Source organism: Nostoc sp. UIC 10607 (assembly GCF_047228265.1).
GTDB classification, from domain to species: Bacteria; Cyanobacteriota; Cyanobacteriia; order Cyanobacteriales; family Nostocaceae; genus Nostoc; species Nostoc foliaceum_A.
On record NZ_JBIQNW010000019.1, the window covers coordinates 53,898 to 73,415 of the forward strand.

The 19,518-nt window shown below is 41.0% G+C and carries 12 protein-coding genes and 1 pseudogene; 2 read left to right on the forward strand and 11 right to left on the reverse strand.

Translation table 11 applies throughout. The annotated features are described in order from the left end of the window. Positions 1-109 precede the first annotated feature (109 nt). The 7 genes and pseudogenes from ACEYW6_RS17810 to ACEYW6_RS17840 form a co-directional block, all read right to left on the reverse strand. Positions 110-337: pseudogene (locus ACEYW6_RS17810) on the reverse strand (four helix bundle protein). Positions 338-474: 137 nt separating this feature from the next. Then, on the reverse strand, positions 475-3,783 hold the full coding sequence (locus ACEYW6_RS17815) for a GAF domain-containing protein (protein WP_412980765.1): 3,309 nt from the start codon (positions 3,781-3,783) through the stop codon (positions 475-477). 114 nt (positions 3,784-3,897) lie between these two features. Then, positions 3,898-4,371 carry a chemotaxis protein CheW gene (locus tag ACEYW6_RS17820; protein WP_412980766.1) on the reverse strand — a complete coding sequence of 158 codons (474 nt, stop codon included), beginning with the start codon at positions 4,369-4,371 and terminating at the stop codon, positions 3,898-3,900. 124 nt (positions 4,372-4,495) lie between these two features. Then, the gene (locus tag ACEYW6_RS17825) at positions 4,496-4,858 is read right to left on the reverse strand and encodes a response regulator transcription factor (RefSeq protein WP_196512752.1); all 363 of its coding nucleotides are present in this window, start codon (positions 4,856-4,858) and stop codon (positions 4,496-4,498) included. A 565-nt stretch (positions 4,859-5,423) separates the two neighbouring features. Next, positions 5,424-6,626 carry a response regulator gene (locus ACEYW6_RS17830; RefSeq protein WP_412980767.1) on the reverse strand — a complete coding sequence of 401 codons (1,203 nt, stop codon included), beginning with the start codon at positions 6,624-6,626 and terminating at the stop codon, positions 5,424-5,426. A gap of 544 nt (positions 6,627-7,170) precedes the next feature. Beyond that, a complete protein-coding gene (murQ, locus tag ACEYW6_RS17835) occupies positions 7,171-8,097 on the reverse strand; it encodes an N-acetylmuramic acid 6-phosphate etherase (protein ID WP_190896965.1) in 927 nt (308 codons plus the stop codon). Positions 8,098-8,222: 125 nt separating this feature from the next. Continuing rightward, the gene (locus ACEYW6_RS17840; RefSeq protein ID WP_412980768.1) at positions 8,223-8,651 is read right to left on the reverse strand and encodes a DUF3110 domain-containing protein; all 429 of its coding nucleotides are present in this window, start codon (positions 8,649-8,651) and stop codon (positions 8,223-8,225) included. 270 nt (positions 8,652-8,921) lie between these two features. Between ACEYW6_RS17840 and ACEYW6_RS17845 the strand changes: the two genes are divergently transcribed. After that, complete coding sequence (locus tag ACEYW6_RS17845; protein WP_412980769.1) at positions 8,922-14,843, forward strand: translocation/assembly module TamB domain-containing protein; 5,922 nt, start codon at positions 8,922-8,924, stop codon at positions 14,841-14,843. A 21-nt stretch (positions 14,844-14,864) separates the two neighbouring features. Here the strand turns inward: ACEYW6_RS17845 and ACEYW6_RS17850 are convergent, their stop codons facing one another. Beyond that, on the reverse strand, positions 14,865-15,344 hold the full coding sequence (locus ACEYW6_RS17850) for a DUF2887 domain-containing protein (RefSeq protein ID WP_412980812.1): 480 nt from the start codon (positions 15,342-15,344) through the stop codon (positions 14,865-14,867). 115 nt (positions 15,345-15,459) lie between these two features. After that, positions 15,460-16,389 (reverse strand): carbohydrate ABC transporter permease, encoded by a 930-nt coding sequence (locus tag ACEYW6_RS17855; protein WP_412980770.1) that lies wholly within the window; start codon positions 16,387-16,389, stop codon positions 15,460-15,462. A 130-nt stretch (positions 16,390-16,519) separates the two neighbouring features. On the opposite strand from ACEYW6_RS17855, the gene ACEYW6_RS17860 reads away from it, so the two are divergent. Then, the gene (locus tag ACEYW6_RS17860; RefSeq protein ID WP_412980771.1) at positions 16,520-17,182 is read left to right on the forward strand and encodes a GIY-YIG nuclease family protein; all 663 of its coding nucleotides are present in this window, start codon (positions 16,520-16,522) and stop codon (positions 17,180-17,182) included. A gap of 126 nt (positions 17,183-17,308) precedes the next feature. Here the strand turns inward: ACEYW6_RS17860 and ACEYW6_RS17865 are convergent, their stop codons facing one another. Further along, positions 17,309-18,085 carry an ABC transporter ATP-binding protein gene (locus tag ACEYW6_RS17865; protein WP_412980772.1) on the reverse strand — a complete coding sequence of 259 codons (777 nt, stop codon included), beginning with the start codon at positions 18,083-18,085 and terminating at the stop codon, positions 17,309-17,311. A 686-nt stretch (positions 18,086-18,771) separates the two neighbouring features. Further along, a complete protein-coding gene (locus tag ACEYW6_RS17870; protein ID WP_412980773.1) occupies positions 18,772-19,329 on the reverse strand; it encodes a pentapeptide repeat-containing protein in 558 nt (185 codons plus the stop codon). Positions 19,330-19,518: the final 189 nt, after the last annotated feature.

The window sequence follows — 19,518 nt, forward strand, 5'->3', positions numbered from 1 at the left end:
TTTCAGTTGTCTTGACTATTGAACTCAAAATTCGAATGATTTCGTCTGCATAGATTAGTTCATTGGTTAAATCAATATTTACTAGTTTGGACTGTTGTAGTAGACGTAGCTAGTATTTAGTTTCCCTAGCTTCTTTGTATGCAATATACATTTTTGCCAAGAAATCCTTTTTACTCTGACCACCACTAGCCTCTTCAACATTCGCGCCAATACTTGTCCCACTTCATAATAATTGCTTAGAAAGCACATATTCTCGTTGCTCTTGCAGTTTCATATATAGGTGAATAATTTCCAAAGCAAATTTAAAACTCTTCTGTTGAATAATACTCTCTGCCAATTACTCTTCTCCTATCTTCAACTCAAAAGTTACAATTAATTAAGGTCAAAGCATTTTTTGATTTGCAAATAAAATAGTGACTTATTTAATTAATGCTTTGACCCAATAACTCATAACTCCTAACTCCTAACTATTTTTCATTTGACTTTAAACTTGCTAGCAGTTGTTAATAGCTCTTGCGCCATTCCTGATAACTCTTGGAACACGGTAGCAATTTCTTGAGATTCTGCAAAAGTCTTATTGGCAATTTCTGCTACATCTTGCATTGATTTAGTTACTGTTACAGATTGCGTCATTTGTTTTTGAGTTGCTGCGGTAATGCGCTCGATTAGCTGACTAATTTCGGCAGTTGCAGAAACGATCGCATTTAAGTTTTGGCGAGTGTCACTGACAAGATTTGTACCTTCTACCACCTGCTGAATGCCAATTTCCATCGCTACTGCAACTTCCCCGGTTTCTGCTTGAATCTCCTGGACTAATTTTTCTATTTCGATGGTTGCTGCTGCTGACTGGCGAGATAAAGAACGGACTTCATCAGCTACAACTGCAAAGCCTTTGCCATATTCACCGGCACGGGTGGCTTCAATGGCAGCATTCAGAGCCAGTACGTTTGTCTGTGTGGCAAAATTACCAATCAAATTCACCACTTTGGAGATTTTTTGCGAAGATTCACTGAGGCGTTTAATCTTTTTGCTAGTTTGAGCAACGGTGTCCCGAATTCCTTGGATTGCTTTTACAGTTAGGTTCATCGCAGTATCGCCAGACTCTACAGTTTGATTGGCTTGTTGCACTGCCAGTTGCACTAACTCAGCATTTGCGACCACAGCTTGAGTAGAGTCCACCATCTGTTGAATATCACCTAAGGCTGCGGTAATTTCCTCAGATTGTTGTTGCGCTAGATAGGTCAATCCTGCTAGTGAAGCATCGCTATTGCTAGAAGTTTGGGCAACTTGTTGAGCAGCCCCTTGTACCTGAATAACGATTTGCCGCAGTGCTTGCAGAGTATTATTGTAAGCATCTGCGATCGTTCCTAGTTCGTCTTCTGTAATTGGTGCGCGTACCGTTAAGTCGCCGTTGAGAGCGGGTCTAAGGGCTGTTAGAAGTTGAATAGATCGTTGTTGTAGTAATTCTTTGGCTGCTTTTTCCCGTGCTGCTGCTTCTGCTAATTTTGCTGACTGCGCTTGTACTTGTTGCAAATACTCGGTATGTTGTAATGCCAGTCCTAACTGGCTACCAATGCGTGATAACAAAGTGACTTCCGATTCTTCCCAATCACGAGTTCCCGAATTTTGATAAGCTGCTAGCAAGCCCCACAATTGTTCCCCAGCAAATACAGGAACAATTACATAAGCTTTAACTTCAAATTGCTCTAAAATTTCAATGTGGCAAGGAGAATGACCTACCTGATAGATGTCATTTACAACAAAGCTTTCACCCTGGATATATCGGCCTCCCTGAGTTTCTTGTAAGTGGGTATCTTCCCAGACAGTTTTTATATCCGGGCCTACCAGTTTTACCCAAAGATGACCTGCTGACTCTGCGACAAATTCCCCACTCCAGTTAGGATTGAAGCGATACACGGCAACGCGATCGCATCGCAGTAATTGTCTTACTTCTTGAGTGGTGGTTTTGAAGATTTCTTCTACATCTAAAGATTGGCGAATGCGGTTACTGATTTTGGTGACAGCTTTCTCTTGTTCTGCTATCTGAGCTAGTTTCTCAGATTTAACTCGAACTAATTCCAAATAATCGATCTGTGATTTAGCTAGGCTAAATTGCAAGCTAGTCTGAACCAAAAAGTTCACTTCCCAGGTTTGCCATTCACGGATGCTGGAATTTTGATAAGCTGCCAGCAAGCCCCACAATTTATCCCCGAAGAATATAGGAACAATTATGTAAGCTTTGGCTTCAAACTGCTCTAAAATCTCAATATGGCAAGGAGCAAGCCCTACTTCATAGATGTCATTTACAACAAAGTTTTCACCTCTGACATACCTACCTCCCTTAGTTTCTTGCAAGTAGGTATCGTCCAAAACGGTTTTAATATCAGGGCCTACCAGTTTTGTCCAAGCAGTACCCACAGACTCAGCCACAAATTCGCCACCCCAGTCAGAGTTAAAGCGATAGACAGCGACGCGATCGCATTGCAGTGATTGACGCACTTCTTGAGTAGTTGTTTTGAAGACGCTTTCTACATCTGAAGATTGTCGGATGCGGTTGACTATTTTAGTGAAAACTTTTTCTTGCTCAACTATTTGAGCTAATTGGTCAGATTTAGTCTGCACTTGTTCCAGATATTCCCCTTGTGAGATAGCCACACCAAATTGCAGTCCAATTTGAGTCACAAAGCTTTCTTCCCAAGGTTGCCAATCACGAGGCCCAGAATTTTGGTAAGCTGCCAGCAAACCCCATAGTTTTTCTCCAGAAAATATTGGCGCAATGACGTAAGACTTCATTTCATACTGCTCTAAAATGTCAATGTGACATTGAGAATGGCCCATTTGATAAATGTCATTGGCCACAAAGGTTTCACCTTTGGCATAACGTCCTCCTTGAGTGTCTTGTAAGTGGGTATCTTCCCAGACCATGTAAAAATCAGGGCCTACCATTTTTATCCAGCCATTACCCACTGACTCAGCTACAAATTCGCCACTCCAGTCAGGTTTAAAGCGATAAACGCCAACGCGATCGCATTTTAGTAATTGGCGTACTTCTTGAGTGGTTGTTTGAAAGAGCTTATCAACATTTGATACCCGCAGAATTTTGTCGATGACTTTAGCTACCGATTTTTTTGCTAGTATTCGCTGTTGCTGTTCTTTTTGGAATCCAAAGCTCTGTAATTTGTAGGCTAATTCTGTTGTAATTTGAGATAGTAGACTAATTTCTACCTCTTGCCACTGCCGCGTTGAGTAGCAATTATTTACCGCCAGTAGCCCCCATACTTTACCTTCTACTACAATCGGTAAACTCAAACTAGCTTTAATTTGAAATTTATCTAACAGTTGCTTTTGATAGGGTGTAAGTTGTATCTGATTAATATCGTCAATAACTACAGGTTCTATATAGTCTTGATTGGTATATAAGCCAAAAATAATTCCTGGAATATTTTCGCCTAAAGTTGGTGTCCAACCTAGTGTTCTGGACTCTGCTAAAACATTACCTGAATCAAGGGAAGTAAACTGATAAATTAAGGCGCGATCGCAGCCAATCTTTTCTCTAATCTGCGCTACAGTGATTTTGAGTAGTGTATCAAGGTCTGGAGCTTGGCGCATATGAGTTGCGATATCTTGCAACTGTCGCCGCCAAGTTTTAAATTCCTGAGCGATCGCATTTAATAAAGATATTTCATTATTAGCAATATTCGCTATATGAGCGTTACCATTCTGATTTTCTAGTTCAGAGATTAGATGCTGATTTTCATGGCTATTGTTATACAAAAATGTCATTTGATTATCCTCAAGATTTGTGGTTTGTAATAGTTTGATATGTTGCAGGTAAGAAGGAAATAGTATTTGGTAATTCAGGCAGGATTAAAAATTGTCAAAATACTATGTCTATGTTCAATTGTGAATCCTCCAAGTGGAAGCTTGGATAATAGTTATAGCATCCAAATTAAAAATCATATCCTCGGAATCATTAATAAAGTATCCCTGTAAAAAAGGTGATATTTTAGGATAAAATAATTCGGGAGTTTGTGGTTTCATTTGCTTAGTATCCAGCCATTCAATATCTATAAGCTGTCGCACCAATAGCCCCAAATACTTACCCTTATTTTCCAGAACAATCGCCATCATTCTTGAAAGTAAATTTGATCCTTGCGAAATTGGAGGATAACCTAACATTGCCTCTAAATCTACCAGCCAAAGCATCTCACCGCGCCAGTTATAAATACCCAAGACGCTATTGGGCATCTGAGGAACGCCACATATTTCTGGTAATGATACTTGCAAAATTTCTGTGATGTGTTGTAACGAAATTACGGCTGTATCACTTACTCCCAAATTAAAACTTAAAAACTTTTCCTTGGTTTCCAAAGTTATTGATCCTTAGTCTTTGATTATTGATCTCTAGCCACTATTTGCAGTTATTGTGTGAATCTTGCAGAAGTTATGATTAGAAATAGTGTCTTCTAGTGTTCGTTGAATTATTTCATTTTTATTAATTAATTAAACGCTTTAAAATTACCACTAGTTCTTCTCTATTAATCGGTTTTGATAAATAACCATCAGCGCCCAACATATTACCCCAAATTTTATCTACATCACTATTTTTTGTAGAGCAAAAAACTACAGGTATTTTACTAGTGTTGGGATTATTTTTCAATTCTCGGCAAATTTCAAAGCCACTTTTCCCTGGTAAAATTACGTCAAGAAATATTAAATCTGGTTTATTTTTATCTATTTTGTCTTGAGCTTCTTCACTGCTTGTGGCGCTAATCACAGAATAACCTGCCTGTTGCAAGTAACGGCTGATTATTTCCATATCTGTTAAGCCATCTTCAACAACTAAAACAGTATTCATGGCAATTACTCGTTAAAATCTTTTCAGAATGTAAACAAATTAGACATACAAATCCTAAATGATTCCTTAACAAAGAGATGGAAGGGACTAGAAACTAGCCCTTAACCACTATTTAACAACTCAAATAGGATTGCTATAAATACAAAAAATTGTATTTGTCTAATTTTGGTTTAATCTTTATTTATTAACCTCAGAAAAAGTACGTAATAAATACAATTTAATTTATATTTAATATAAATTAAGCTCATAAGATAATAAAAGCATTTATCATTATAATTAAGAAGTTATTTTGTAGAAATATCAGATGATAAATTAGGTTTTAAATTCTTATTAAGTATTTCATTTTTAGCACAAAGTTAGATTGGTTTCAGATCACTATCTAATTGAATTGTCTTTTTTGAATTATGATTTTTTATTTATTGATCACCCCAGTATTTTTATGTTTACTGAGGTGGAAAAATATCAGGCTATAAAGATTTTTGTTATGGCTATTCCTGAACAATTAAATTTTAAAGCTCATCAGATTAGCTCGTGATTAATCATCAAGTAAAATTCCTAATTTCACCTAATTACAAACCTCTAAATTAGATTTACTTTTCTCGATAGATACATTCGACGTAGGTAAATATTTACGGACTATAGCCATTACCTTATCAGCCACTACAGGTTTAGTGAGAAAATCTGTAGAACCAACTACTTTGGCACGAACTCTATCTAAAAGACCATCACTGCCTGTTAATATAATTATTGGTGTGTTGGTAAAGGTAGATATTCGTCGCAACTGAGTGCAAATTTCGTAACCACTGGCAACTGGCATAATCAAATCCAAGAAAATCAGGTCTGGTTTATCCTGAATGAGGGTTGGTAGAGCTTGTACAGCATCTTGAATCTTGACAAACCTTAATCCATTGGAAGTGATAATATCCTCTAGCATTTTACATACCTGAGGGCTATCATCGACACAAGCCACTAATGGAGCAGTCCGCTTCTTTGGTTGTGTAGTGCTAGAGTTCTTGTTGCCTTCAGTAACTCCTAAGGGCATGTCAGGTACTTCCACCAATTCAATGATTCCTTTAAGAACATAGGGAAGCAATGAACGAGTGAGTGGCAGTACACTCTGCTTCATTTTCACGGCTAAATCTCGCAGAGTTAATTTGCCGTTGATTAAATTGACAAAGTTTTTGTAGACAGATGGACTTACCATTTGCTGGAGTTGTTCTGGTCGCCGCAGAACTGGTGCCAAGTCAGGAGAAAAATTTGCTAAACCAGCTTCTGACCAAATTTTCCACGAGTCTTGCATATGCTTTACAGACATTTCTGCACTTGTAAAGCTCATTGCTGTTTCTAAGATAACTTCTTGGCTGCGATTGCAACTTATAGAAGCAAAATTCCCTTGCAGAGCTAGGTCAAATAATAATTCTACTATCGTGTTTTCAGCAATAGACTGAATCTGTTCCCGCTGGATTTTTTGTTTTTTATAAAAGATTTCTAGAAGGCGGTAATCCCAATAATCAATTGATAAGTCTTGTAAACGCAATTGCAATTTATCAAGATCAATCTGAGGACAATTTTGCGCCATATGTCTACGCCAGCGCCGGAAGGGATGAGTTCCCCCTGTCGCCCAAACTATGCGTCCTAGCCGATAATAAAAAGTCCATTGGCTGCCTTTTGAACTTTTAATATTTAATTTGCCATTGTATTGCAGCTGAGTACAAGTTTTAAATTCATTAACTATGTTATTTGAAAAAATAAGTTCTGGGTGGGTCATACTTTATTCCTTTAATTAAAAAGCCAGCCCTTAAAAAACCCACACTAGCTATATAGTGTTCAGCAGACATGTCAATATGGGCAAATGCATTTGGTATATAGCAGCCTAAATCAAGATTATTAAAAGCAAGGGAGATGGGGAAATAGCAAAAAGTTGCTAGTAAAAAAGTTATCTAGCACAAAGTTTATTATTGGCAAAGTGTACGACTCAAGTGAGTTGTTATAGTCCACATCATTAATATGCATTCAGTATTGATATATTATTTTAAGAATTTTCATACGGAATTATATCCGTATAAGTTCTGAATTTTTGTTTAAAAGAGATTAACCGTTTCTAGATATTTTTGCTTTATTTTGTGTAGCCTCTTAGAAAATTGTATTAGTTATTGAGATTGGCGAGAAATGTTAAAAAAAAATATTTAACTTTATTTTTCTTAATGTATATCACTAGTAGTGAATTTTTCGAGAGGATATTATCTTAAAAAAAGGCGTGCTACTAAGACAAGTAGCAGCCATCAATAGAGTATTTATTTAGAAAAATTTCTTTAAGCTTGGTTGTGGTTTTGATAACTCAAAACTGCTGCCCTAAGATTACTTTGGTGTTCTGCAAGAAGTCGATCGCCCTCGTCTTTTTCCAAACCAGTCCAGTGCATTAATAGGGCTAGCTTGACCCATTTACCGCTGCGTTCTAGTAAAAAACCAGCAGCTTCACGACTTAAACCTGTGAGGTCTTGCAAAATTCGCAAAGCGCGATCGCGTAACTTTTGATTTGTGACCGCCACATCCACCATCCGATTGCCATACACTTTGCCTAGCTTAACCATCACCCCAGTAGAAAGGATATTTAAAGCTAATTTAGTGGCTGTACCAGCTTTCAGGCGAGTTGAGCCGGCGATTATTTCTGGACCTGTCAATAGGCGAATGTCAATATCGGCATCAAATCTAACTTGTTCTGCTGGAACACAGGCGATAAAAATAGTAGTGGCTCCTCGCTGACGAGCAGCATGAAGCGCACCATGAACAAATGGTGTTGTTCCACCAGCGGTAATGCCGACTACGACATCTAGCTGGGTAATATGTCGCCCAGCGATCGCAGCCTCGCCATCTTGGATGCTGTCTTCTAAATCCTCTGAACTGCGTACCAATGCTCCAGCACCACCAGCAATAATTCCCTGTACCAACTCTGGGGGTGTACAAAAAGTAGGTGGACACTCAGCAGCATCTAATACCCCTAACCTGCCACTCGTACCCGCACCGATATAAAATAGCCGTCCTCCGTGGCGCAAACGCTCTGCGGTGCGCTCAATTGCCTCTGCTAACTGAATTTTCGCCGCTGCAACCGCCTCGACCGCCTTTTGGTCTTCGTTATTAAACAGCTCCACCAATTCCAGAGAACTGAGCTGGTCTAAGTTCAGACTGTTAGGATTTACCAACTCGGTTAAAAGATGCCCGCGTTCCTGCAAATTTGTCATTTATCCTTTGTCCTTTGTCTTACCCTACGGGAAGCCGCTCTTTGGGCGTATATGTCCGTTGTCATTAGTCAGTTAGCGACCAATGGCTAATGACCAGTGACCAATGACTAATGACTAATGACTAATTACAATAATCCTTCTAATTTGCGACGAATTTTCTCTAGTTCAGAATCAGACAATTCTGGTTCTTCTAGTGGCTGTTGATTGAGAGGGAAGGTGTCTTCAACAGTATCCTCCTTCTGGGCATTTTCTTGCCAATCGGTTTCTTCCACGTTCAGTTCTGGGGGAGTTACAACTAAATTGCTGTTTTCTGGGATGATTTCCCATTCATATCCAGCACTTTCGCAAAATTCCTTGATTTCCTCAGCATCGATCGGTTCTGGTGTAGGTGACGGGAAATCCTGAGCTTCCAGCATTAGGGCAAAGCGCGTGGCATCGTCTTCTGACTCGAACATCAGAATTTTATTGCGATCGCCCTCCCGAATCGTGTGAATCCCCTCATTTTCCGTTCGAGCATTAAAAATTAACACAAAAACACGCATTGGTGTAATCATCTGTCTTTTTTAAGGTCTATTCATATTAAAGTTCTAGGTTGTGCCTCAGCGAAAGTCACAGGAACAATTCTCACTCTATTCAGATCAGATTTACCTGAAAACGCCAATATTATTAAGCAATATTTAAGTATTGGATCAAGCAAATACCGTAACTCAACCAATGAGGTCTTGGGTTTAGTTGGCGTATCCTGGAAATGGCATACTGAATCAATGTGCCAGTTAATGCTTGTGCGGGCCAGCGACATCTGGCAATTAATACAGTGAAAGCAAATGACTAAATCTCCCAATCAAGATATTTTCTCCCCGTCCCCTATCCGCAAGCGTCTGTGGTTACTGGTTTTGAGTCGGGGCAGCATTGCTTTGGGCGGACTTTTGCTGTTAGGAGTTCTCGTTGGTATTTGGCGGTTGTGGACTTTTGTCCAAACAGAGTTAACACCCTTGGCACAACAAAGTCTCACGACTACACTCAATCGTCCGGTAAAACTGGGAAGAGTCACACAATTTTCGTTGACGGGAGTGCAGTTTGGAGCTTCAACTATCCCAGCTACACCCACAGATCCAGATCGAGCTGCAATCGAAGCTGTGGAGGTGGGTTTTAACCCAGTGCAGTTAATTTTTAACCGCCAGCTAAAGCTAGATGTTACCTTAGTCAACCCAGATATTTACATTGAACAGGATAACCAAGGGCGATGGGTTTCCACTAATATAGCGTCGTCAGGTCAAGGCGGTGCCATTAAAACAGATTTGGACAACCTACGGTTTCGCAATGCCAAGCTGGCGTTGATGCCGCAGGAGAGAGTAAGGGAAGATGAGGGAGATGAGGGAGATGAGGGAGCAGGGAAAGATAAACGAGCAAGATCCGCCTCATCCCCCGTAACATTTTCTCAACTGAATGGTTCTGCCCAACTTTTAGCAAATAACCAGTTAATCAGGTTTGAAGTGGGGGGTCAAGCAGACAGTGGTGGCAGTATTGCCATTCAGGGAGAGACGCGTTCCAAGGTGCTAGCAGGCAACTTTCAGGTGCAAGGACAATACTTGCTGGCTGAGGATATTACTCGATTGATCAAGTTACCAGTGAACTTACAGGCGGGTCGAGCCAATGGCGACTTGTTAGTTAGGTTAACACCAGGACAGCAGACTTTATTGTATGGCAGTGCGGCTGTGCAAGGGGTAACACTTCAAATACCTAAAGTACCGCAACTGTTGAGCAATACCCAAGGAAACCTCCGCTTCCAGGGAACGGAATTACAGTTAGATAATATTACTACCAACTACGGCAAAATCCCCGTAGTGGCTACGGGAATCATCGACACTCAAGCAGGCTTTAAGTTGGCAGGAAGTGTAAATGCAGTGAGTTTGGCGAATGCTCAGGAAACTCTCAAGGTAAAACTACCTGTGCCGATCGCTGGACAAGTACAAGCTTCTTTGCAGATTACCGGATCAACAAAAGAACCAATTCTCTCAGGCACAGTTACCACAATCCAAACTGCTCGGATTGATAAAGTTGATTTTAATAGTATCAGTAGTAAGTTTGAGCTTGTTACTAGTTCCTCTTTAATTACCCTCAAAGATATTCAAGGTAAAGCCAAAGTTGGTGGTGACATTACGGGCGCTGGTACAATTCAACTTGGTAAAACCCCGCGACTGGATTTAAATTTTGCTGCCAAGAATGTTCCAGGGGATGCGATCGCTAAAGTTTATGAAACAACACCCACTTTCCAAATCGGCAATGTCTCAGGTACAGCCCAATTAACTGGCGCTCCTACCAATGTCCAAACTGTGGTAAGATTTCAAGCTCCTAACGGAACTTACCCCGGAACTGGCGAAGTTGCCATCGCTCCAAATCGCACCGTCTCCTTCCGCAATGTGGCTCTTAATGTGAGTGGTGGTACAGTCCGGGCAACTGGTAGTTACGCCAATGAGCGTTGGCAAGCTGTGGCTGTTGCCTCTGGGGTAAAATTAGAACCCTTTGTAGACAAAAGTCAACTGCAAAATGTCTCTTTGGCTGGGGCACAGTTCAATGGTCGTCTCATCCTCTCAGGAAGCACAGCACCATTTGAAATTGCCACAATTCGCACTGATGGTGCAGGAGTTCAAATTGGTGGTGGCACAGTTGCAGTTTCTAATCTCCAACTGCAAGACCAAGGTTTCTCTGCTCAACTTGTAGCGAATGGTGTGCGGTTGGGGCGGATATTGAAACAGTCTCCCCCAGCTTTAAATAATCCATTGGCGGGTACGTTCCAAATCGCAGGTAACAGAGATAATTTCAGCCTGAAAACCCTACGTGGCACTGGTGAGGGTCGCCTTGCTATTGGCAGCGGTACGGTTACAGCTAAAAATATCCAAGTGGCTAATGGTGTATATCAGGCGCAAGTTCAGGCTAAAAATGTACCTGTGCAGCAGTTGGCTACAGTACCAAAGCAGTTTCAAGGGGCGTTAACTGGTCAGTTCAACGTAGCAGGTTCTGTTGATTCTTTTAAACTGCAAACTATTCAAGCCAACGGTCAGGCGCGGGTAAATGTTGCAAGTGGAACTATTACAGCCTCTAATATCCAACTTGCTAATGGTGTGTATCAGGCGCAAGTTCAGGCGAATAATGTGCCTGTGCGGCAGTTGGCAGCAGTCCCACCGCAGTTCCGAGGGACGTTAACTGGTCAAGTAAATGTGGCGGGTTCTGTTGAATCCTTCCAACCGCAAACTATTCAAGCGATCGGTCAGGCGCGGGTAGATGTTGCAGGTGGAACTATTACAGCCTCTAATATCCAAGTGGGTAATGGTGTATATCAGGCGCAAGTTCAAGCAAATAATGTACCATTGCAGCAGTTGGCAGCAGTACCACCGCAGTTTCGGGGAGTTTTAACTGGTCAAGCAAACGTGGCGGGTTCTGTGGAGTCCTTCCAACCGCAAACTATTCAAGCCAATGGTGAAGGACGGCTGGATGTTGCAGGTGGAACGATCGCAGCCTCTAATATTCAATTGGCTAATGGTCGCTATCAAGCTGTAGTTAATGCTTCCGGTGTGGAATTAAATCGGTTCAATCAGCAATTGCGGGGTCAGTTTGGCGGTCAGTTGCAATTAGCTGGCACGCTAGGATCATCCAAGTTAGCTGATGTGCGTGCTGCTGGACAGGTGCAATTATCTCAAGGTATCCCTGGTTTGGAACAACCTCTGAGTGCTGCGATCGCTTGGAGTGGTGAAAGGCTGACCATTGAACGAGCAACTGCTCCCGGTTTAAGTGTTACTGGTAACATATTAGCCAATGCGAAAAAGGCGGGTATACCGGAAATTACTGCCCTAAATCTCAACGTCCAGGCGCAGAATTACAACTTAAAACAGTTACCGATCAATTTTCCTAATCAGGTTGCTGTGGCGGGGAGAGTAGATTTTAACGGTCAAATCACTGGTAAACTGCCCTTGCCAAATGTAGTAGGGCAAATTAATTTACGAGATTTGGTGGTTCAAGATATTGCTTTTGAACCGTTGTTAACTGGAAACATCGATTCAGCACAGGGACGCGGGTTAAATTTGAACTTGGCAGGAAATAGCGATCGCCTGGCCTTTAATTTAGATGCTAATAATCGCCCGAAATCTTTCTTAGTCAAATGGCAGCAAGCATCAGCCACAGGCAATATTCAGGGCAATGATTGGGCACTCAAAGTCGCAAACTTCCCCTTACAAATATTGAATTTGACTCCGCCACCAGTTACTCGACTCGGTGCTGGTAAGATAACTGGGTTATTAACTGGAGATTTACTATTTAATCAGCAGACATTAGCAGCTACGGGAAATTTAGCGATCGCTAATCCGCAAATTGGCCGGCTTAAAGGCGATCGAATAGCTGCTCAATTCCGTTATGGCAGTGGTAAAGGCACACTCACCAGCAGCGAATTTGTCAAAGGCAAAAGTAGCTACGCCCTTGTCGGTACTTTTGCTCAAAGCCCTAAAGGCCCTCAACTACAAGGTAAACTGAACGTCAACCAAGGAGAGATCCAAGACGTTCTAACTGTAGCGCAGATATTTGATTTACAAAATTTGCCAGGTGGTTCAGCAGAAATCTACGGCACAGCAGCGGATCTAAGCACCGCCCCCCAAGGAGCGCCAAATCAACCCTTATTAACCCAAATCCAACGGTTTTCTGAAATTGAAGCCCTAGTAGCAGAACAGGAAGAACAGCGACTTAATTCCACTCCCATACCAGATTTGGCAGACTTAAAAGGAACTTTCAACGGGGAAGTGGCTGTAAATACAGCTACAGCAAATGGATTATCAGTGGATTTTAATTTGAATGGACAAGACTTTGCCTGGGGTAAAAAGGAAGAACGAAATCGTTATTATACTGCTGACAAAGTGATTGCCGAAGGCAACTTTGAAAACGGTGTTTTGAGTTTGCGACCTTTACGGCTTGAATCTGAAAACAGGCTGATTGCCTTCACGGGTAACGTTGGCGGTGATGAACAATCTGGCCAGTTACGGGTGAATAATTTTCCGTTACAACTACTGAATAATTTTGTCAAATTGCCAGTTGGAATCACAGGTAATCTTAACGGTACAGCAGCGTTAGCAGGCAGCATTGCTAATCCCCAAGCTAGAGGGGAACTGCAAATCACAGAAGGAATACTAAATCAGAACAAAATAGAATCAGCGATCGCAAGTTTCAGCTATGCCAATGGACGCTTAAACTTTGGTAGTACTGTAGCAGTTGCTGGACCAAAACCTGTTGATATTACTGGCAGCATCCCTTATAAATTGCCTTTTGCTTCTGTAGCACCAGACAGTCAGCAAATCAGTTTAGACATGAAGTTAGAAAACGAGGGATTGGGACTGTTGAACGCATTGACTAATCAAGTGGTATTTGAAAAAGGTGAAGGAGAAATAGACCTCAAGGTACGCGGAACGTTGCAAAAACCCGAAGTAAATGGAATTGCTACTGTCAATAATGCTACTTTTTCAGCCCAGGCTTTGCCAGGTAAGCTCAGACGTGTTACAGGTAGAGTGCTGTTTAATTTTGACCGTATCTTAGTAGAAAATCTTCAGGGTAGATTTAGCCGTGGGAACGTAGCAGTTGCTGGAGAAATTCCCATTTTCAACAATGAGAACGCGACTATCAATAATCCCCTGACAGTTAATCTTGATCAGCTAGCGTTAAATCTCAAGGGGCTTTACTTGGGAGGTGCTAGCGGCAATTTACAGATTACTGGTTCTGCGCTTAACCCAGTAATTGGCGGTAAAGTAAATTTATTTGATGGTCAGGTATTGCTGGCGGAATCTACCGACGCGACTTCATCTGCAAATAGTGGTCTGGGTGTATCACCCACAAAAGATAATAAGCAGAGTAAACCTGAAATTGGGAATGGGATGGGAAATGCGAACGCTAGATTTAATAATCTAGATTTGGAACTAGGTAAAAACGTCCAAATTACCCGTCCCCCTATTCTCAACTTCCGTGCAACTGGTAATCTCATAGTTAACGGCTCAATCAATCAGCCCGTACCCGATGGCACTATCCGGTTAGAACAAGGTGGAGTGAATTTATTTACTACCCAATTTAACCTTGCTCGTGGCTATAAACATACTGCAACTTTTAGTCCCTCTCAACCCCGCGACCCTGACTTAGATATTCGGCTATTTGCCAAAGTATTAGACGTCACTCAAAGTAATGATTTCAGCCGGATAAATACCACAGGTTTATCAGCTTTAGAGAGTGTTCGAGTTGAAGCCACTGTCAACGGTCTCGCCAGCAAGCTGAACGAAAATCTAGAACTAACAAGCAGTCCGTCACGTAGCCAAACCGAAATTGTTGCGCTTTTAGGAGGTGGGTTTGTAGACACCCAAGGCCGTGGTGACAGTACTTTGGGCCTAATTAACATCGCAGGTTCGGCTGTGTTCAACAATTTTCAGTCAGCTTTTAACCAGATTGGAAATACCTTTGGCTTAAGTGAACTGCGGATATTTCCTACCGTTCTTTCTGAGAATCCCGAAGCTGGAAGGAGCAGTTCAACCTTGGAATTGGCAGCAGAAGCTGGGGTTGATATTTCTTCTAAGATTTCCGTTTCCAGTATCAAGATTTTGACGACAAATGACCCCTTCCAATGGGGTGTTAATTATCGGATAAACGACGAGTTTCGTGTGCGTGCTTCCACTAATTTAACCGATGATAGTCGTGCAGTTGTGGAATATCAAACGCGGTTTTAAAGAAACTTTTTCAATTTTAAATTATGAATTACTTCCTGTTCGCTCTTCTCCTCGCTTATCAATAGCTTGCTGTACCTGTTCAACATTCAATTCTAATGCTTGGGCAATTTGCTCTATACTTAAACCAAACTTAAGCAGACGGGGTATAGTCTCCAACTTTGTTTCTTCTCGAACCTCCTCTTTGACTTCCTGCTTTGTTTCTTCTTTTACTTCCTGGTAAAATTTAGTTTGTCTCCAATCGGTTAATCCAAACATCGCTTCCAACTCCTGCTGAGTTTTATTTACAAATTTATAGATAAGCATTCTCTCTACTAATTCTAAGAGATTGCTACGGCTAGCTTCATCCGTTTGCTGTACTTGATTGATCAAGTTTTTCGCTTGCTGTACGGCTTTATCTTCTGTTGCAACGACTAACTTAATCACGCCTAGCCCAATCGAAGATGATGGTATATCATCTAACTCGTCTAAATAAATTATACGAATTTGCTGTTGATTTAATATTGTTCCAAAAGTTCAAATAAGACACCTGGAAGAGTTTGAAATAAAGTGTAAAAAATCGTGTCTGTTTTCATGCACTCTGGATGTTGAAATATTTTAATATATTTATAAGTAAATATTAGATGGTGATATTATCGCCCCCCTCTTTATTGAGAACTAATCGCAAAATTGATAATCCTAAAATTATCAAAAATAGCACTAAACCAATTGTGCAAGCATAGCTGATTTCCAAATTGGTGAAGGCTTGCTCATATAAATAATAAACAATCGTTTTCGAGCTACTGAGTGGGCCTCCTTGGGTCATGATGTATACTTCTTCAAACACTTTGGTGGCAGAAATAGCCGAAATTACTGCCACTAGTGCTAAATACGGCTTCATCAAAGGTATGGTAATATCCCAATGTTTGCTGATACCATCAGAGCCATCGATTGCAGCGGCTTCGTACACATCAGCAGGAATTGATTGCAACCCCGCTAAATAAATCACCATGTAGTAGCCTAGTCCTTTCCACACGGTGACAGCCATGACACTGGCAAGAGAAATTGGTACAATACCAAAAATTTTTTCTGGGCTAGTTAGCCAAGGAATACCTTCTGGAAAAAGGCCCAAAGCTTTCAGCAACTGATTCAATAATCCGTTTTCTGCATACAGCCATTTCCAAGCTATTCCCGCAACCACCATTGAAATTACCACTGGGGTGTAATATGCGGATCTAAACCAATTCATCCCCCGCAGTTTCTGATTTACCAAAATTGCCAGCACTAAGGGAGCAATTACTAAAATTGGTACTACACCCACAAGATATAAAAAAGTGTTTTCCAAGGTTTTCCAAAAAACTGCATCCTTCCAAAGCTTGAGGAAGTTGGCAAAACCTATCCATTGTGGCGGCTGGGCAATATCTTCGTAGCTGGTAAAGCTAAGGTAAAACGCTTGCAGTGCAGGCCAAAAGACTGTTAACGCCAAAAGAACTAAGGCGGGTAGTAAAAATAAATAAGGGGTCAGCCGCTGTTTTATGAATATCCAATTTTTAGCTGTTAATTGATTCATATGAGGTCTAGGTCTAATACTTGTTTTCACTTTGTCAGCAAGAATTCGGGGATGTGAGTAGATTTAAGCTTCAATATTCTAAAGGCATATATTTGCGTAACGCTAATTAATAACTCGGAGCTAAACTGCGATGGAAACTCAGCACAACCCGCCAATTGAACATCAAAATGTCCCCATAAACCACCGTGGACTACATGACTTTTTGTATAGTTCTGACGACGAACACACCGCCACTGAGGTGAGTATAACCCCTGAACTGGCAAACGATGGTACTGAAATCATTGACCTTGAAGCTTGGAGTACAGCTGCTCAGAACGCTAAAATTGCAGGTGTTTACGCAGTATTGGACGCAGAACGCTGCACGCAGTACATTGGCTATTCTCGAAATGTGTTGCTTTCTCTAAACGGTCATCTTCGCCAAAATAGTGAGCAAAAGTGTGCTTTTGTACGTGTGCAAGCATTCAAGTTCCCCAAGCGTCAAGAAATGGAAGATTTGCGAGATGCGTGGATAGCAGAACTCGAAAGTACACCACCTGGTAATGCAACTGACCGCGAAATGTGGGCTAGTACGGTAGGGGAAGTTGCAAAAGCAGTAATGTCACAGGCGGAACGTCAAGTCTACGAGGAGAAAAAGCTAAAACTGCGGAAAGCAATGGCTGACACAACCCTTTCTAAAGAGTCAGAAACAATAGATGCGAGTATAGCCGAACGTCAGCGTCAACTTGAAGCTGCTGTAAAAAACGATGACTGGAGTGTAATTATCGACGCACAGACACAAGAAACCAAATCTTAGAATGAGTGTTGAGATGAATGTTTTTGCTGGCTTGGCATAGATAGACGCTATGTAGCTTTAGTTAAAATTCCTCTCGCTGATTATTGGGAGGTTTTTTTATTATAAAAAATTTAGGAGACTATGATTTTAAAGAGCAGAAATGGCACAAACCTGTAATCCGACAGGCGTTTGAATAATCACTGATTCCACACCAAATACTTGGGCGATCGCATTTGGTGTCAGGACTTGTTCAGGTGTACCAACTTCCCAAATATGACCCTGTTTTAATAATGCAATGCGGGAACTATACCGTGCTGCTAAATTCAGTTCGTGTAAAACTGTGATAATAGTTAATCCCTGCTGCTGATTTAGTTCTTTAAGCAGTTCCAATAGTTGCAATTGATAGTTGATATCTAAAAAAGTTGTCGGTTCATCTAATAGTAAGACTTTTGGCTCTTGCGCTAGTGCTAGAGCTAAAAAAGCCCGTTGTCTTTCACCACCGGAGAGTTGTTCGACTAAGCGATCGCTAAATTTTTCTAGTTGCGTTTTTTCAATTGCAGCTTCCACTTTTTCCCAATCTTGGGCGTTTAATTCCCATTGCCACCAAGGTTGATGTGGCGTGCGTCCTAAGCTTACTAATTGTCGCACTGTTAAGCCAATGGGAACCGTTTGTTGTTGCGGTAATAATGCCAATTTTTGTGCAACTAGATTTGGGGGTTGAGAGTGGATTGCTTTGCCATCAAGTAGCACTGTTCCCTGTTGCGGGGAAAGAATACGACTTAGCAATTTGAGTAAAGTAGATTTACCTGAGCCATTAGCACCAACTAAACTCAACCATTCTCCTGTTTGAAGAGTGAGGTTAATGTCTTGAACAATTGGTACTAAGGTGTAACCGCCTGTGAGGTTTTGCAGTTCGAGTGGCATTTCAGAAATTAAAAAATGAGAAACTTAATTTTACAGGATTTGAGTAGATTATTTCGCATCCTTATACCCAGTTAAATTAAATTAGACACATTGATTTAGCCTAAATGTTGTAAATTTAGCGAATATACCAAACTACTTCTAAGTCTTCAATGCTTAAGGGAATTAAAATATCAGCGATCGCTACTGCGTAAATGGCTCAAAGTAAGAAAGCAATTGGCATTATAATTACTACCATTAAGAATTGGATTATGGTTGAGATTTATGGTGAGCGATCGCCCGCTTCTAAAGTGAGACTATTTGCCTCAATGCCAGTGATATTATCATTAATCAAAAATAAATTTATGGAACAAGTGGCGTGAGATAGCCCGTTCAGCGTCTCCTTTAGGAGAAGGGCTGTAGGGCGATGGAGAGCCAATCTATTGCAAACTTTCTTAAAGTCGAAGCAAGCGGCTCCCCATAAGTAACTGGCATGGGTTGAAAGGATTTTTCAGGGCTAAATATTACTAATACCAAGGGTATTGGACTATGACTTAGCCTGTAAATACAAGTGTTTCCATGTACCAACACCATCAGTTACTTTAGTCATTCGATAAACAGGTTTCTTAAGATTGGAGCAATGAAATCTTGATCTGACAATGGCGATAAACCTGCTTAATTAGCCTCTTTTTTCCAACTGAATAGGTGTTCTAAGAGGTTATGTAACTACCAGCCCAAGTTACCCATTTGTGCGATAACCCTATATGTAAAACTCCCTCTGTTTTCTCCTCTTCAGTAATAATTGCTCCTGTTAAATCTGCGCCGCTGAGTTCAGCCTCATTGATGTTACTACCAATCAAATTTGCCTTTCTGAGATTGGCATCTCTCAAATCTGCTCCACTCATTTCCGCCTCGCTGAGGTTTGCACCAAGTAAGTTTGCCAAGGATAAATTGGCACTCCGCAAATCAGCTCGACTTAGGTTAGTTTCTTGCAGGTTGACCCTCATCAGGTCTGCACCAATCAAGTTTACCTCACTCAAGTTGGCTCCACTCAAGTTAGCTTCAGTCAACTCTGCATCGGTTAGATTTGCCCGACTTAGATTACATCGACTCAAGTTGCTTTGACTGAGATCAGCACCACTCAAGTCAGCTTCAGCCAAATTTGCACCACTTAAGTCAGCTTCAGTTAGGTTTGCCTGATGCAGATTTGCCCGATTAAAATTTCGTTCTCCGGCTGCATATAAATTCAAAATTCTGTTAGCGTCCATATTGTCACCTCGCAATGTCTGTAGGTAAAGAAGTCTAGTTGTGAGTTAACACCACCCAAACCACACCAAAGACAATTTATTGAGTTGTCAGCAATGGGAATCTTAGCTAAAACTTGTAATTTTATTTTGCTTGAAATTTCGACATTTTCAGCATTTACTTAATGGAAATAAATCAAACATTACATATTG

Bases quoted from the DNA above. Each gene is read 5' to 3' on its own strand.
- ACEYW6_RS17815 (WP_412980765.1), bottom strand. From the start codon at position 3,783: ATGACATTTTTGTATAACAATAGCCATGAAAATCAGCATCTAATCTCT.
- ACEYW6_RS17825 (WP_196512752.1), bottom strand. From the start codon at position 4,858: ATGAATACTGTTTTAGTTGTTGAAGATGGCTTAACAGATATGGAAATA.
- ACEYW6_RS17830 (WP_412980767.1), bottom strand. From the start codon at position 6,626: ATGACCCACCCAGAACTTATTTTTTCAAATAACATAGTTAATGAATTT.
- murQ (WP_190896965.1), bottom strand. From the start codon at position 8,097: ATGACAAATTTGCAGGAACGCGGGCATCTTTTAACCGAGTTGGTAAAT.
- ACEYW6_RS17840 (WP_412980768.1), bottom strand. From the start codon at position 8,651: ATGATTACACCAATGCGTGTTTTTGTGTTAATTTTTAATGCTCGAACG.
- ACEYW6_RS17845 (WP_412980769.1), top strand. From the start codon at position 8,922: ATGACTAAATCTCCCAATCAAGATATTTTCTCCCCGTCCCCTATCCGC.
- ACEYW6_RS17855 (WP_412980770.1), bottom strand. From the start codon at position 16,389: ATGAATCAATTAACAGCTAAAAATTGGATATTCATAAAACAGCGGCTG.
- ACEYW6_RS17860 (WP_412980771.1), top strand. From the start codon at position 16,520: ATGGAAACTCAGCACAACCCGCCAATTGAACATCAAAATGTCCCCATA.
- ACEYW6_RS17865 (WP_412980772.1), bottom strand. From the start codon at position 18,085: ATGCCACTCGAACTGCAAAACCTCACAGGCGGTTACACCTTAGTACCA.
- ACEYW6_RS17870 (WP_412980773.1), bottom strand. From the start codon at position 19,329: ATGGACGCTAACAGAATTTTGAATTTATATGCAGCCGGAGAACGAAAT.